The 13,906-nt window shown below is 70.9% G+C and carries 13 protein-coding genes and 1 pseudogene; 10 read left to right on the forward strand and 4 right to left on the reverse strand.

Annotated elements, in window-relative coordinates:
• Positions 1–465, reverse strand: a 465-nt coding sequence (locus C3Y15_RS26020) for a lecithin retinol acyltransferase family protein (RefSeq protein WP_134206890.1), incomplete at its 3' end; no start/stop codon positions are given.
• Positions 466–929: 464 nt separating this feature from the next.
• Here C3Y15_RS26020 and C3Y15_RS26025 point away from each other — a divergent pair.
• Positions 930–1,403 carry a hypothetical protein gene (locus tag C3Y15_RS26025; protein WP_059461645.1) on the forward strand — a complete coding sequence of 158 codons (474 nt, stop codon included), beginning with the start codon at positions 930–932 and terminating at the stop codon, positions 1,401–1,403.
• Positions 1,404–1,522: 119 nt separating this feature from the next.
• A complete protein-coding gene (locus tag C3Y15_RS26030) occupies positions 1,523–3,919 on the forward strand; it encodes a serine hydrolase (RefSeq protein ID WP_185499756.1) in 2,397 nt (798 codons plus the stop codon).
• A gap of 115 nt (positions 3,920–4,034) precedes the next feature.
• Here C3Y15_RS26030 and C3Y15_RS26035 read toward each other — a convergent pair whose 3' ends face one another.
• Complete coding sequence (locus tag C3Y15_RS26035; protein ID WP_011880360.1) at positions 4,035–4,508, reverse strand: hypothetical protein; 474 nt, start codon at positions 4,506–4,508, stop codon at positions 4,035–4,037.
• 339 nt (positions 4,509–4,847) lie between these two features.
• On the opposite strand from C3Y15_RS26035, the gene C3Y15_RS26040 reads away from it, so the two are divergent.
• The 5 genes and pseudogenes from C3Y15_RS26040 (at position 4,848) to C3Y15_RS26060 (ending at position 8,576) form a co-directional block, all read left to right on the forward strand.
• Entirely contained in the window at positions 4,848–5,264 is a 417-nt protein-coding gene (locus tag C3Y15_RS26040; protein WP_059461643.1) for a DUF1924 domain-containing protein, read from the forward strand.
• A gap of 12 nt (positions 5,265–5,276) precedes the next feature.
• Positions 5,277–5,786: a diheme cytochrome c gene (locus C3Y15_RS26045; RefSeq protein WP_059461642.1), complete on the forward strand. Its 510-nt coding sequence runs from the start codon at positions 5,277–5,279 to the stop codon at positions 5,784–5,786.
• Positions 5,752–6,489: a cytochrome b/b6 domain-containing protein gene (locus tag C3Y15_RS26050; RefSeq protein WP_059567129.1), complete on the forward strand. Its 738-nt coding sequence runs from the start codon at positions 5,752–5,754 to the stop codon at positions 6,487–6,489. Before C3Y15_RS26045 ends, C3Y15_RS26050 begins: the two co-directional genes overlap by 35 nt.
• A gap of 28 nt (positions 6,490–6,517) precedes the next feature.
• The gene (locus C3Y15_RS26055; protein ID WP_045579785.1) at positions 6,518–7,183 is read left to right on the forward strand and encodes a response regulator; all 666 of its coding nucleotides are present in this window, start codon (positions 6,518–6,520) and stop codon (positions 7,181–7,183) included.
• A pseudogene (locus C3Y15_RS26060) lies at positions 7,180–8,576 on the forward strand (ATP-binding protein). The gene C3Y15_RS26055 and the pseudogene C3Y15_RS26060 overlap by 4 nt, the downstream one beginning before the upstream one ends.
• Before the next feature lie 135 nt (positions 8,577–8,711).
• On the opposite strand, the gene C3Y15_RS26065 reads toward C3Y15_RS26060, so the two are convergent.
• Positions 8,712–9,146 carry a hypothetical protein gene (locus C3Y15_RS26065; RefSeq protein ID WP_045579783.1) on the reverse strand — a complete coding sequence of 145 codons (435 nt, stop codon included), beginning with the start codon at positions 9,144–9,146 and terminating at the stop codon, positions 8,712–8,714.
• Between the two features lie 221 nt (positions 9,147–9,367).
• Between C3Y15_RS26065 and C3Y15_RS26070 the strand changes: the two genes are divergently transcribed.
• Together C3Y15_RS26070 and C3Y15_RS26075 are read left to right on the forward strand one after the other, a co-directional pair.
• Positions 9,368–9,715: a carboxymuconolactone decarboxylase family protein gene (locus C3Y15_RS26070; protein ID WP_011880354.1), complete on the forward strand. Its 348-nt coding sequence runs from the start codon at positions 9,368–9,370 to the stop codon at positions 9,713–9,715.
• A 63-nt stretch (positions 9,716–9,778) separates the two neighbouring features.
• On the forward strand, positions 9,779–10,732 hold the full coding sequence (locus C3Y15_RS26075; protein ID WP_080484365.1) for a cation diffusion facilitator family transporter: 954 nt from the start codon (positions 9,779–9,781) through the stop codon (positions 10,730–10,732).
• 44 nt (positions 10,733–10,776) lie between these two features.
• Here C3Y15_RS26075 and C3Y15_RS26080 read toward each other — a convergent pair whose 3' ends face one another.
• Positions 10,777–11,394, reverse strand: a complete 618-nt coding sequence (locus C3Y15_RS26080) for a VTT domain-containing protein (protein WP_011880352.1) — start codon at positions 11,392–11,394, stop codon at positions 10,777–10,779.
• A gap of 217 nt (positions 11,395–11,611) precedes the next feature.
• Between C3Y15_RS26080 and C3Y15_RS26085 the strand changes: the two genes are divergently transcribed.
• Positions 11,612–13,903: a heavy metal translocating P-type ATPase gene (locus tag C3Y15_RS26085; RefSeq protein WP_045579782.1), complete on the forward strand. Its 2,292-nt coding sequence runs from the start codon at positions 11,612–11,614 to the stop codon at positions 13,901–13,903.
• Positions 13,904–13,906: the final 3 nt, after the last annotated feature.

A 13,906-nucleotide genomic window follows, 5' to 3' on the forward strand; every position in this document is an offset into this window, starting at 1 on the left:
GCCCATCCCCGGATACAACCGCGCAGCCAGCACCCAGGCGATCAGCATCGCCGCGACCGCGAGGCCATGCGCCGGATTGCGCAGGCACGACGCCACCTGTTCGCTCCGGCCGACGCCGAACAGGCACCACAGGCAGAAATGCTCGCAGTTGTTCGTCAGCAGCCGGTAGCGGCATTCGCCGAGGCGCGACGCCGCGCGGCGCGCGGCCTGCATCCCGTCGTAGGGCGCATGCGCGTGGCGCACCACCGCGAGCGCGCGGCCGGCCCGGAAGCCGTCGAGCGTGACCACTTCGACCGGGCCGCCGCTCGGATCGCGCGACCAACCCGCGTAATGAATCACGTTGCCGTCGCCGATATAGATGCCGTGATGCAAATAGCCGGGTCGGTGCGTCACGAGGTGCGCACCGACCGGCGGCTCGCCATTGGAATCGGCGGCGTCGGCGTGCGCTGCGGTCGGATCGATCATCGCGAACTCCCAGTGCGGCGGCGGCGCGGACCAACCGTGCGTCAGCCGCTCGATGCATGGCGTACTGCCACGTCTTCAGTATTGGCGGCGACCCCGCGCGGCACAATCAGCGCGGCCTGAGCTTGCTGTCCGACGTCGGGCGGCCGTGTCGGCAATTTCCGACGGCCTGCGCAGGATCGCCTGACAGCGCGCGCCGACACCATGCCGCCCGTCCGCCATTCACCCGCGGTACGCCGCTCGGCCGCGCGCCCCGACCGCCGCGACGCGATCGCGGTAACGCTTGCGCTTCGTCCGGTTTTGCGCGCCTCGACGGGAACGCCGTTGACTTGCATCAATGGGAAATCGACGTTCCGCGCGACGCTCACAGCATCGCCAAAGCGAACGCACGACGCCGTCGCACGCAGCACCGCGCCGCGATCGACGGGCGGCCGTGTAGCCACGCGTGCTCAATCAGGAGAGTGAAGATGCGGACCACTACCATCAAGATGCTGTTGGCAGCCTGCGTGCTGACGCTCGGCGCGAACGCGCTGGCCGACACCGCGAACGAGCCGATCTCGCGTAACGGCGTCGTGTACATCACCGGCGGCATCGGCAGCGACGAAGTCACCGCGTTTCGCGACGTCGCGCCGCGCTACAACCTGCGGATGACGTTCACGTCGAAGGCCGGCCACTATCTGTCCGACGTCGACGTGAAGCTGGCGTCCGGCAAGTCGGCGCTTCTCGACGTACGCACCGGCGGCCCGTTCCTGTTCGCTCGCGTGCCGCCGGGCAGGTACACGATCACCGCGCGCGACCGCGCGGTGCAGGAGGTCCGGCATGTGGTCGTGCCGGCGCGTGGTGGCGTCGATGTCCGCTTTGCCTGGCGCGACCCCGAACGCGAAGGCGCGATGCGACTCTGCACCGGCTGCCCGGCCCCGCAGCAGCAACCGGCGCGCTAGCCGCGCGGCGGGTCGGCGCCGACCCGAAGGTAGGCGTGCAGGACTCCCGGCCTCGGCTCGGCAGCGACGCGCTCGCATGCCGGCCTCGATCCATCCGGCGCCACGAAGGAGGCGATCCAGTGGAACGCGTTCGATGGGTGCGATTGCGCCGCGCTGTCGCGCTGAGCGGCGCGTTGCTGCTCGCGTTCGGCCCATTCGGCCCGCTCGGCCCATTCCGCGCGGCCGACGCGTGGGCGCAAGCCGACGCGCCCGCTGCGTCGCAGCAGGCGGCCGCGATCGACGCGGCGATCGCCGCGGAGATCGCGGACGGGCATCTCGCGGGCGCCGTGGTCGTGACCGGCGACGCGGACGGCGCGCGCGTGCGGGTCGCCCGCGGTGCGCGCGTGACGGGCGAGCAGGCCGAGCCGATGACGGCCGACACCGTGTTCGACCTCGCGTCGCTGACCAAGCCGGTGGCGACGGCCGTCGCGATCATGCAGCTCGCGGAGCGCGGCATGCTCGGCCTCGACATGCCGGCCGCGCACTACTGGACGGCGTTCGGCACGAACGAGAAGGCCGGCATCACGATCCGCCAGTTGCTCGCGCACGTGTCGGGGCTGCCGGCCGGCGTGTCGTCGGCCCGCGCGCTGCGCAGCCGCGCGGCCGTGCTCGCCGACATCGTCGCGATGGCGCCGGTCGCGACGCCCGGCACGCGCGTCCGTTACAGCGACGTCAATTACGTGGTGCTCGGCGAGATCGTCCGGCGCGTGTCGCACCGACCGCTCGACGCGTGGTGCGCCGAGCACGTGTTCGGGCCGCTCGGGATGACGAGCGCCACGTTCCGCCCAGCCGCCCCGCTGAGCGCGCGCGTGGCGCCCACCGTCGTACGCGACGGCCGCCTGCTGCGAGGCCGCGTGCACGATCCGGTCGCGGCGGCGCTGGGCGGCGTGGCGGGCAATGCGGGCCTGTTCGCGAGCGCGGACGATCTGGCGCGCTTCGCGCGCATGCTGCTGAACGGCGGCACGCTCGGTGCAACGCGGGTGCTGAGCGCGCGCAGCGTCGCCGAACTCGAAACACCGCTCCCGGCCGACACGCCAAGCGAGCTGCACACGCCCGGCTGGGCGGTCGGGCCGCCGCTCGTGGCGAACCGCTACCGGCTGCCGCCGGTCGGCGCGCTGCAACACCTCGGCTACACGGGCACGGCGCTATGGATCGATCCCGTGACGCGTCGCTTCGCGATCGTGCTGACGAGCCGTCTCTATCCGGACGAAACCGGCACCGCGATGCCGTTGCGCGCGCTAGTGGTCGGCATCGTATCGAGCGCGGCGGCGCCGGTGACGCCGGCGCAGATCGCCGCGCGCGTGCCGCCGATGGCGGACGCGCTCGCCGCAGCCGTCCGGCCGCCGCCATCGCGCGGGCCGGTGCTGGCCGGCATCGACGTGCTGGCCGCGAGCGGCTACGCGGCGGTGGCCGGCAAGCGCATCGCGCTCGTCACGAACCGCAGCGGCTTCGACCGGTTCGGCCGGCGCACGGCCGACCTGCTCGCGCACGCGCCGGGCGCACGGCTCGTTGCGCTGTTCGCGCCCGAGCACGGGCTCGGCACCGACGTGGACGACACGTTCGACGATAGCGTCGATGCGGCGACCGGCGAGGTCGTTCACAGCCTGTACGGCGAGCGCCGCACGATCGCGCCCGCGCTGCTGGCCGACGTCGACGTGCTGGTGGTCGACCTGCAGGACGCGGGCGTGCGCTTCTTCACGTACCTGGCGACGCTCGGCTATGCGCTCGAAGCCGGCGCGGCCGCGCATCGTCCGGTGATCGTGCTCGACCGTCCCGATCCGCTCGGCGCCGACGCGTTCGGCGGGCCCGTCGCCGACGCGGGGCCGTCGACCTTCACGCGCTACTACGCGCTGCCGCTCGCGCCCGGCATGACGATCGGCGAACTGGCCCGGCTGTTCAACGACCGGCTGCAGATCGGCGCGACGCTCAGCGTGGTGCCGCTGGCGAACTACGCGCGCACGATGCGCTTCGACGACACGGGGCTCGGCTGGTTGCCGCCATCGCCGAACCTGCGCGATACGGCCGCGCTGTCGCTCTATCCGGAGACGGGGCTCGTGGAAGGCGCGGCGGTCAGTGTCGGGCGCGGCACCGCGACACCGTTCAGCGTGGTCGGCGCGCCGTGGATCGACGCGCGCAGCGTCGCGGACGATTTGCGCGCGATGCGGCTCGCCGCGACGTTCTCGCCGGTGCGCTTCGTGCCGACCGAGGGCCAATATCGCGGCAGGCTCTGCGAAGGCGTGCGCATCGAACGGCTGCCGGGCGCGACGCGGCCCGGCGAGATCGGGCTGGCGCTCGCGCTGGCATTGCACCGCCGTTATCCGGCGCGGTTGCGGATCGATGCGATCCGCGCGTCGGTCGGCTCCCGCGAGGTGGCCGACATGCTGGAAGCGGGGCGCTCGCTCGACGACATCGAAGCGTTCGTCGCTGCGCAAAATGCCGCGTTCGCGCCCGAGCGGGCGGCCTTCCTGCTGTATTAAGCGCGGGTCGGCGCGCGGCGTCGGGTGTTCGGCCGGCTGCGCAACGGAACGGCGTCGCCGTGACCGCCGCGCGTCGCGGCGGCGCACCCTTGGCGCCGCCGACGCAGTCGGAAGCTCAGAACTGCTGGTCGTAGTTCAGGCGGACATGCTCGACATGCGTCGAGCCGTCTCGCGTAATCGCGAGGTCGATGTGATAGATGCCTTTCCAGCGTGCGTCGAACACGTGCCCGTACGTGACCGCATTGCCGTCCCGCGCCGGTTCGAGCTGCATCTGCTTCGGCTTCGTGTGAAACGAGCTGGCTTCGCTGCGCGGGCCCTTCACTACGGCCGTGATGTGCGCGTTTTCGATGCGCTTGCCGGTCGACCGGTCGAACAGCGCGACGGTCAGCAGATACAGGTTCACGTTCGACGACGCGTCGGCGGCGCTGCCGCCCGCTGCGGCAGTCTGATTCGCCGGCACCACGCCGAAGTTGACGGCAATGTCGCCGGACGTCACGCTGCGCGTCAGGTCGTTCGCAGCGGCAGGTGCTACCTGTCCGACCAGCAATGCCAGCCACGCAAGCAGTACAACGAAAGGTCTCGATCGCATCGAAGTCTCCTCGGGGATTGGGCTGCCGCATCGGCCGTGCACGTGCGGAGCAAACGGTAGCGTGTCCATGCTGACGCGGAACGCGCGTGCCGGCTTGATGCAGGTCAAGCGCCACCACGCCATCGGGCCGGCGCGCCGCTCGTTTCGGTGCGCGAGCGGCCGCATCGCGTCCGACGCCGGCTCCAGTTCCGGCTTCGGCAGGTGTCGCAACGTTTGACGTGCGTCAAGGCGGCACGAGTGTATGACCGTCAGCTCGCCGCCGAACGGTGACACGCCGCTTCCTTAAGAATCCGGTAAGGAACGCGCCCGAAGATGAATGCATCGCTCAGGAGGATCACGATGCGTCTATCTGACTCGGTTCGCATGCTGCGCCGGTCCTGCGCGGCGGCCGCGATATGCATGGCCGCCGGCGCCGGCGCGCATGCCGAAACACCGGCCGCGTTGCTGGCCGGCTACACGGCGCAGGCGGGCGCGGCCGCGGTGCCGTTGCGCGGACAACAGTTCTTCACGTCCCGCCACGGACGCGAATGGAGTTGCGCGAGCTGTCACGGTAGCTCGCCGACCGGTGCAGGGCGGCACGTCGTGACCGGCAAGACGATCGAGCCGCTCGCGCCCGCGTTCAACCCGGCGCGGTTCTCGGACGGCGCACGCTCCGAAAAATGGTTTCGCCGAAATTGCAAGGATGTCGTCGGGCGCGAATGCTCGGCTGCCGAAAAGGCCGACATCCTCGCGTGGCTGATCACGTTGAAACCCTGAAGGGGAACGCAGATGAACCGTGTCGAACCGACGATCTCGTCGTGGCGCCCCGCGCTGCGGGCCGGCGTCGCCGCGGCGCTGCTGGTTTCGCTGCTGCCGCACACCGTCCTCGCCGAAGACGAAATGCGCGGCATGGCCGTGCCGCTGCTGCCCCGCTACAAGCAGGAGTGCGCGACCTGCCATGTCGCCTATCCGCCCGGCGCGCTGCCGGCCGAGTCGTGGCGTCGCATCCTCAACGGTCTCGAGCATCACTTCGGCACCGACGCGACGCTCGATGCGGCAACCGTCGCGCAACTGCAGACCTGGCTGAGCGCGCACGCGGCGACGGGCGCTGCGGCGCGGCGGCCGCCCGACGACCGGATCACGCGCTCGTCGTGGTTCATCTCGACCCACGACGAAGTACCGGCCGCGGTGTGGAACAGCCCGGCAGTGAAGCGGCCGTCCAATTGCGCCGCATGTCATACGCAGGCAGACAAGGGAAATTTCGATGAACGATTCGTCCGCATTCCAGGCGCCCGCTGAACCGGCCACGCCGCGCGCCGAACGCGTGCTGGTGTGGGACGCGCCGGTGCGCGCGTTTCACTGGCTGATGGTGATCGCATTTGCCGGCGCGTGGCTGAGCGCCGAAAGCGAACGATGGCGGCTGATGCACGTCGCGTTCGGCTACACGATGCTGGCGCTCGTCGCGTTTCGCGTCGTCTGGGGCGTGGCCGGCACGCGCCATGCGCGCTTCTCGTCGTTCGTGCGCTCGCCGGCGGCCGTGGGCCGCTATCTGCTGAGCCTCGTGAAAGGCCGGCCCGAACATCACGTCGGCCACAACCCGGCCGGCGCGGTCGCGATCGTCGCGATGCTGGCGATGACGGCCGCGCTCGGCGCGAGCGGCTGGGCCGCGTACAACGGTAACGGCGAAGCGTTCGGCGAGCTGCATGAAGGCGTGGCGAACGCGATGCTCGTGCTGGTCGCCGTGCACGTCGGCGCGGTGTTCGTCAGCAGCATCGTGCACCGCGAGAATCTGGCCCGCGCGATGGTGACGGGTTACAAGCGCGGTGCGCCGGCCGACGGCATCCGGCGCGCGTGGTGGAGCGTCGCCGCGATCATGACGGCCGCGGCGATCGGCTGGTGGTGGACGCAATGGCACGCGGCGCCGCAACCCGCGCCGGGCGACGGCCCGGTCGCGGCCGACATCGGACGCCCCGCGCACGGCGCGGACCGCGACGACGATTGACGGCCGCCGGCTGAGTGAGTGCCCGATCGTGCGCATCCTGCTCGTGGAAGACGATGTCCTGCTCGGCGACGGCATCCGCGCCGGGTTGCGCCAGCAAGGGTTCCAGGTCGACTGGGTCCGCGACGGCGACGCGGCGCAGCGCGAGCTGCGCGCGCACGTTCATGCGGCCGCGGTGCTCGACCTCGGGTTGCCGCTCGTCGACGGCATGGACGTGCTGCAACGCATTCGCCGCGACGGCATTGCGCTGCCGATCCTCGTGCTGACCGCGCGCGACGCGGTGCCCGACCGCATCCGAGCGCTCGACGCGGGCGCCGACGACTACGTGATCAAGCCCATCGACCTGTACGAGCTCGGCGCACGCCTCCGCGCGCTGGTGCGGCGCGCGCACGGCCGGCCGACCGAACGGCTGCGCGCGCACGACGTCGAGCTGGAGCCCGCGTCGCGCACCGCGCGCCGCGCGGGCGTGGCCGTTGCGCTGTCGACGCGCGAGTTCGACCTGCTGCACATCCTGATGCTCAACGCCGGGCGGGTGCTGTCGCGCGAGCAGATCGAGCAGTATCTGTACAGCTGGGGGCAGGAAGTCGAGAGCAATGCGGTGGAGGTCCACATCCATCGGCTGCGCGCGAAGCTCGGCAGCGAAGTGATCTGCACCGTGCGCGGTGTGGGCTACGTGCTGATGCGGGACGCCGCATGAAGGCGCTGCTGCCCGCGCGCTCGCTGCACGGCAGGCTGCTGACGCTGGTGCCGGCCGTGGTGCTCGGCGTCTGGCTCGCGACGCTGATGCTGACGTGGCTCGATGCGCAGCGCGAGATCGACCGGCTGCTCGACGGTCACCTCGCGCAGGCCGCCGCGCTGCTGGTCGCGCAGCAGGCGCGCGGGCCGGACGACGACGACACCGCGATCGACGCGCCGCTGCTTCATCCGTACGGGCCGCGTGTGGCGTTCCAGGTATTCCACGACGGCCGGCTCGGCCTGCATTCGGAAAACGCGCCGTCGCAGCCGATGGTGGCGCCCGAGCTGACCGGGCAGGCTCGCGCGTCGGGATTCTGGACCGTTGCGATCGACGGCGATGCGTGGCGCGTCTTCGTCGTGCACGGCGTGCGCCACGACGTCCAGGTGTTCGTCGGCGAACGGATCGATTCGCGCAAGTCGATCCTCGGCGCGGTCATGCGCAGCGCGTTCTGGCCGATGGCGGCCGCGCTGCCGCTGCTGGTGCTGGCGATCGCTGGGCCGTGCGCCGCGGCACGTCGCCGCTGCGCGATTTCGGCCGCGCGCTCGCCAGGCGCAACCCGCAGGCGCTCGACACGATTCGGCTCGAGCGCACGCCGCTCGAAATGCAGCCGATGCTCGACGCGCTGAACCGCCTGTTCGAACGGATTCGCGCGGTGATGGACGCCGAGCGGCGCTTCACCGCCGATGCGGCGCACGAGCTGCGCACGCCGATCGCGGCCGTCAGCGCGCAGGCGCAGGTCGCGCTGGCCGAGCGCCACGACGCGCCGCGCCGGCATGCGCTGCGCGGCGTGCTCGAAGGCTGCGATCGAGCCGCGCGGCTCGTCGATCAGCTGTTGTTGCTGTCGCGTCTCGATGCGGGCGCGCTGGCCCAGCGCGCCACGGTGGACCTGGCGGCGCTCGCGAAACGCGTGGTCGCGGAAGCCGCGCCACGGTCGATCGACATGCGGCAGCGGCTGGAGCTCGACGCGCGAGCGCCGTGCCTCGTCGGCGGCAACGAGCCGTTGCTCGAGTCGATGGTGCGCAATCTGGTGGACAACGCGATTCGCTACAGCCCGGCCGACGCGTGCATCACCGTGTCGGTCGCGCGATGCGACGGGCGCACGACGCTGCGCGTCGAGGACAGCGGCCCGGGCATCGGCGACGACGATCTGCGCCGGCTGGGCGAGCGGTTCTTTCGGCCGGCGGGAAGCCGGCCGGGCGGCAGCGGCCTGGGCTGGTCGATCGTGCGGCGCATCGCGGCCGCGCATGAAGCGGACCTCGAGGTCGGGCGTTCGGCGGCGTTGGGCGGGTTGTGCGTCGTCGTGTCTTGGCCGGCCGCCGATGCAGCCGATGCAGCCGGCACAGCCGAGCACTAGGCAATCATGTCCGTCGCGAATCACACCGCACAGCGTCGGCGCGTGACCGAAGGTCACCGCAGCGGCCTTTCGTGGCCGGCTCGGCGCGCGTGTCAGGCTGGCCTCGGTCCTCGCCCGGCGCACCGCGCCGCGCGGTCATTGGCCGGCAGCGCCGCTGGCGGGGCCGCCGGGCTGCCCCTGCATGTAGCCGGGGCCCATGCCGGACCCCATCCCCGAACCTGGCCCCATCCCGGACCCCATTCCCATCCCTTGGCCGCGATGCATGCCGCGCATCGGCGGCGCGTCGGGGAGCGTGATGCCGCGCGCCTTCGCACGCTTCTGCATCTGCGCGTGATGCTCGGCGCGGATCTTGTCGCGCTCGGCGTCCGACGCTGCCGCGAGCATCCGCGTCCGGTATTCGGTGCGCTCCGCCGGCGTCATCAGCTGACTGCCGTAGATCATGTGCCCCGATTCGACGCCGCCGCGTGCAGGCTGGCTCGGCTGGCTCGCCTGCGCGTGGGCCAGCCCGGCCGACATCGCGATCGCGACGCCGATCACGCAGTGTGCGGTGAAGGTATTCAAGCGAAACATGGCAGTCTCCCGACGGTTTGCATGCGTTCAACGGTACACGTGAGCGCAGCCTGTCCATTGCGGCAGATCAAGGGCCGTCCGGGAGCCGCTCATACCATCGAAACGTGTGCCGGCCGTCACGGCGATGTCGCTCCTGCGGTGCATCATCGTGCGTCGCGTGCAGCGACCGCGGCGCGACGCCGTGAGCCGGTCCGATTTCCCCAACGCGGAGGCGACCTGCCATGACCGATTCACTGAACTATCGTCAACGAACCGCCGAGATTACCGAGCAGATGCGCAAGCTGCGGCAGTCGCAGCCCGATCTGATGTCGGCGTTCGGCGCATTGGCGGCGGCCGGCACGCGCGACGGCGCGCTGACGAAGAAGACGCGCGAGCTGATCGCGCTGGGCATCGCGATATCATCGCGCTGCGACGACTGCATCGGCTTCCACGTGCAGGCGCTGATCAAGCTGAAGGCGACGCGCGAGGAAGTCGAGGAGGTGGCCGGCGTCGCCGTGTACATGGGCGGCGGCCCGTCGATGATGTACGCGGCCCATGCGCTGATTGCTTACGACCAGCTGGCCGCTTGAGCGCCGCTGTCGGGTGCTGCCAGCGACATTCGAATTTGCTAACCCTGTAACGTGAACTGAATCGTGATCCAGAACAACCCCGACGCCGTACCCGAAACTGTCGCCGAAGCGACGCCCGCCATGGCCGCCGCGGCTACCCGAAGCACCTGGGTGAGCGTCGCGGTGAACCTCACGCTGAGCATCGGCCAGGTGGTGATCGGCATCCTGTCGCGCTCGCAGGGCCTCGTCGCGGACGGCATTCATTCGCTGTCCGATCTGGTCGCGGATTTCGTCGTGCTGCTGGCCGGTCATCACAGCCGCAAGCCGGTCGATGAAAAGCATCCTTATGGCCATCAACGCTTCGAAACCGGCGCGTCGCTCGCGCTGGCCGCGATCCTGCTGGTGGTCGGCGGCGGGATGCTGTGGTCGGCGGTGCAGAAGCTCGAGCATCCGGAGGCGATCGAGCGCGTCCACGTCGCGGCACTGTGGGTGGCGCTCGTCGCGCTGGTCGCGAAGGAGAGCCTGTTTCGCTACATGCTCGCGGTCGCGACGCGCGTGAAGTCGAGCATGCTGGTGGCCAACGCGTGGCATGCGCGTTCGGACGCCGCGTCGTCGCTGGTGGTCGGATGCGGGATCGTGGGCAACCTGCTCGGCTATCCGCTGCTCGATCCGGTCGCCGCGCTGATCGTCGGCGGGATGATCGTGAAAATGGGCGCGACGTTCGGCTGGAACGCGTTGCACGATCTGATGGACCGCGCGGCCGACGCCGAGGACGTGCAGGCGATCCGCGCGACGCTGCTCGCCACGCCCGGCGTGCTCGACCTGCACGACCTGCGCACGCGCAAGACCGGCGATCTGATCCTGGTCGACGTGCATCTCGACATCGACGCCGATCTCACCGTGGCGCAAGGGCATGACATCGCGGTGGACGCGCGCGCGCGCGTGCTGCGCCATCATCGGGTGCTGAACGTGATGACGCACGTCGATCCGCGCAAGCGCGAAACGGCGCTCGAAGCCGCAGCGCTTCACCGAAATTAAGAGGGGACGGGCGGCGTATCGGCCAACGCACGCCCGCGCCGGCTTCAATCGGAGCGGCGCACGCGCTGGCCGCGCCGGAACGTCAATCGACGTTCGTGGACGAGCGCGTGCCAGTCGAGCTTCATCAACACGACGATGCATGCGAGCAGCACGAGCTGCGTGACGATGAAGTAGCCGCCGAGATAGCTGCCGCCGAGTTCGGACTCGGCGTCGAGCTGCGTGGACGCGAAGCGGCCGACGTGCGCCCAGATCGCATAGGTCGTCACGCGGCCGATGAAGAACGCCGCGGCGATGATCCTGAGCGGCAAGCCGGACAGCCCGTATGCGATGAACAGATAGTTCGACGGCAGCGGGCTCAGCGCATAGAGGAAGAACGCCCCGGCGGTGAGCGTGCCGTGCTTGCGCAGCCAGCGCGTCGCCACGGCGATGTTCTCGCGATCGGCGTCCCGCACCCAGCGCGAGCGCACCAGCGAGCGCGCGAAGGTCGCGAGGATCACGCGGCCGGTGGTGGCCGCGGCCGCCGCGACGACGGCGAACACGAACGGATTGCCGTCGGGCAGGTTGAAGCCCACCCACGACATCGCCATCCAGGTGGGCGGCGCGAATGCCGGCACGAGATTCAGCAGCAGAATCAGCAGGAACAGCACAGCCAGCGTCAGCACGATATCGGCTCCAGACCATCCGGTGTCACGTTTCGATTGTGCTGAAGAGACGGGCCGCGCCGTTGACTCACGTCAAGCAACGCACCGCGCGGGCACGCGCGTCGGGCTGACCCACGTCAACGGTCGAAGCGCGGCATTTTCTAGACTGATGCCACGCCGTCGTCAACGGCGCCCGACGCAACGCTCGGGCCCACGCGCGGCAACAGGAAAACTCGTCATGCCCCGAATGCGCTGGTCGCTCGATTTCACGTTGCTGGTTCTGTCTGCCGTCACGCTCGCCGCCGGCGGCGCGTGCGTCGCGTTCGGCCTGCCTGCGCTCGCGCGCCTCGTGTGGCTGCTCGGCGCGCTGCCCGTGCTGCTCGCGTTGACGGTCACCGTCGCCAAGGCGGTCGCGCGCCGGCAGCCCGGCATCGACGTGCTCGCGTGGCTCGCGATCGGGCTCGCGCTCGCGCTCGACGAGACGCTGACCGCCGCGGTCATCGCATTGATGCTCGCGAGCGGGCGGACGCTGGAGCAGCACGCGCAGCGCCGCGCGCAACGCGAGATGACCGCGCTGCTCGGCCGCGCGCCGCGGCAGGCGACGCGGTTCGAGCATGGCGAATGGCGGCCCGTCGCTCCGGGTGCGATCGTCCCCGGCGACCGGCTGCTGGTGCGCAGCGGCGAGTGCGTCGCGGTCGACGGCACACTCACCGGCGACGCGGAACTGGACGAATCGATGCTGACCGGCGAATCGTCCACGCAGCGGCGACGTTCGGGCGAAACCGCATGCAGCGGCGTGGTCAACGCCGGCGCGCCGTTCGAAATGGTGGCGCGCACGACCGCCGGCGACAGCACGTTTGCCGGCATCGTACGGATGGTCGAGCGCGCGCAGCGCGAGCGCAGCCCGTCCGTGCGCGTCGCGGATCGCTACGCGGCGGGCTTCGTCGTGATTGCGCTGCTCGTCGCGGGCGGCGCGTGGCTCGCGACCGGCGACGTCGGCCGCGCGCTCGCGGTGCTCGTCGTCGCGTCGCCGTGTCCGCTGATTCTCGCGGTGCCGGTCGCGATCGTGTCGGGCATGTCGCGCTGCTCGAAGCGCGGCGTGCTGGTCAAGGGCGGCGGCGCGCTGGAACGCCTCGCGCAAGCGACGATTCTGTTCTTCGACAAGACCGGCACGCTGACCGGCGGGCGCGCACGCATCGTCGCGATCGAATGCGGCGCGCAGGTCGCCGCCGCCGACGTGCTGCGCTTCGCGGCGTCGCTCGCACAGGCGTCGGCGCACGTGATTTCGGACGCGCTGACGGTTGCCGCACGGGAGCGCGGCGTCGGTCTGTCGGCGCCGTCGGCCGTACTGGAGACGCCCGGCGAAGGCGTGACGGGCAGCGTCGACGGTCACACGGTCACGATCGGCAAGTTTAGTTTCGTCGCGGCGTGCTCGACGCCGGCGCCGTGGAGCGATGCGTTCGTCGCGCGCGTCGGCGGCCAGGGCGGCGCGGCGGTATTCGTCGGCGTGGATGGCGCGATGATCGGCGCGATCGAGCTGGCCGACGAACTGCGGCTCGAGACGCCGCGCGCATTGCGGCTACTCAAGCGCGAAGGCGTCGAGCGCCTCGTGATGCTGACCGGCGACCGGCGCGATATCGCGCTGGCGGTCGGCGAACTGCTCGGCGTGACCGACGTGCGCGCCGAGCAAACGCCGACGGACAAGCTCGCCGCGATCCAGTCGGCTCGCAAGGACGGCGTGACGATCATGGTCGGCGACGGCGTGAACGACGCGCCGGCGCTCGCGGCCGCCGACGTCGGCATCGCGATGGGCGCGCGTGGCGCGGCCGCGTCGTCCGAGGCCGCCGACGTGGTGCTGCTGGTCGACCGGCTCGACCGCCTCGTGGACGCGATCCGCATTGCGCGCCGCGCGCGCCGCATCGCGCTCGAGAGCGTGGTGGCCGGCATGTCGTTGTCGGCGCTCGCGATGGCGGTCGCGGCGGCCGGATTACTGCCGCCGATTGCGGGCGCGGTGATTCAGGAGGTGATCGACGTCGTCGTGATCGTCAATGCGCTGCGCGTGTTGCTGGTCCGCGCGAAGCCGTCGGAGGCGCGGCCGAGCGGCCTCGACGTCGAGCAGCTCAAGCGCGAGCACGCCGCGTTGTCGCCGCTGCTCGACCAGTTGCGGGATCTCGCCGATCGCATCCCCGGCTTGCCGGCCGCGACCATCGCGAGCGAATCGGCGCGGCTGATCGGCGTGCTGGACGCGCGGCTGCTGCCGCACGAGCGCGCGGACGACCGCGACGTCTACGCGCGTCTCGCGCCGCTGCTCGGCGGCGAGGATCCGCTTGCGGCGATGAGCGGCGCGCACCGCGAGATCTTCCGGATGGTCAGGGCGCTCAGGCAGATGGTCGCCGATCTGCCGCGCGAACACGCCGACGCCGCGGGCGCTCAGGCGATCCAACGGACGCTGTACGGGCTTGAAGCGATCGTCCGCCTACATTGCGCGCAGGAGGAGGAGCTGTTCCACGCGGTGGGCGCGGACGTGTGACGC

This window comes from Burkholderia sp. B10 (assembly GCF_004368385.1).
Lineage (GTDB): Bacteria > Pseudomonadota > Gammaproteobacteria > Burkholderiales > Burkholderiaceae > Burkholderia > Burkholderia vietnamiensis.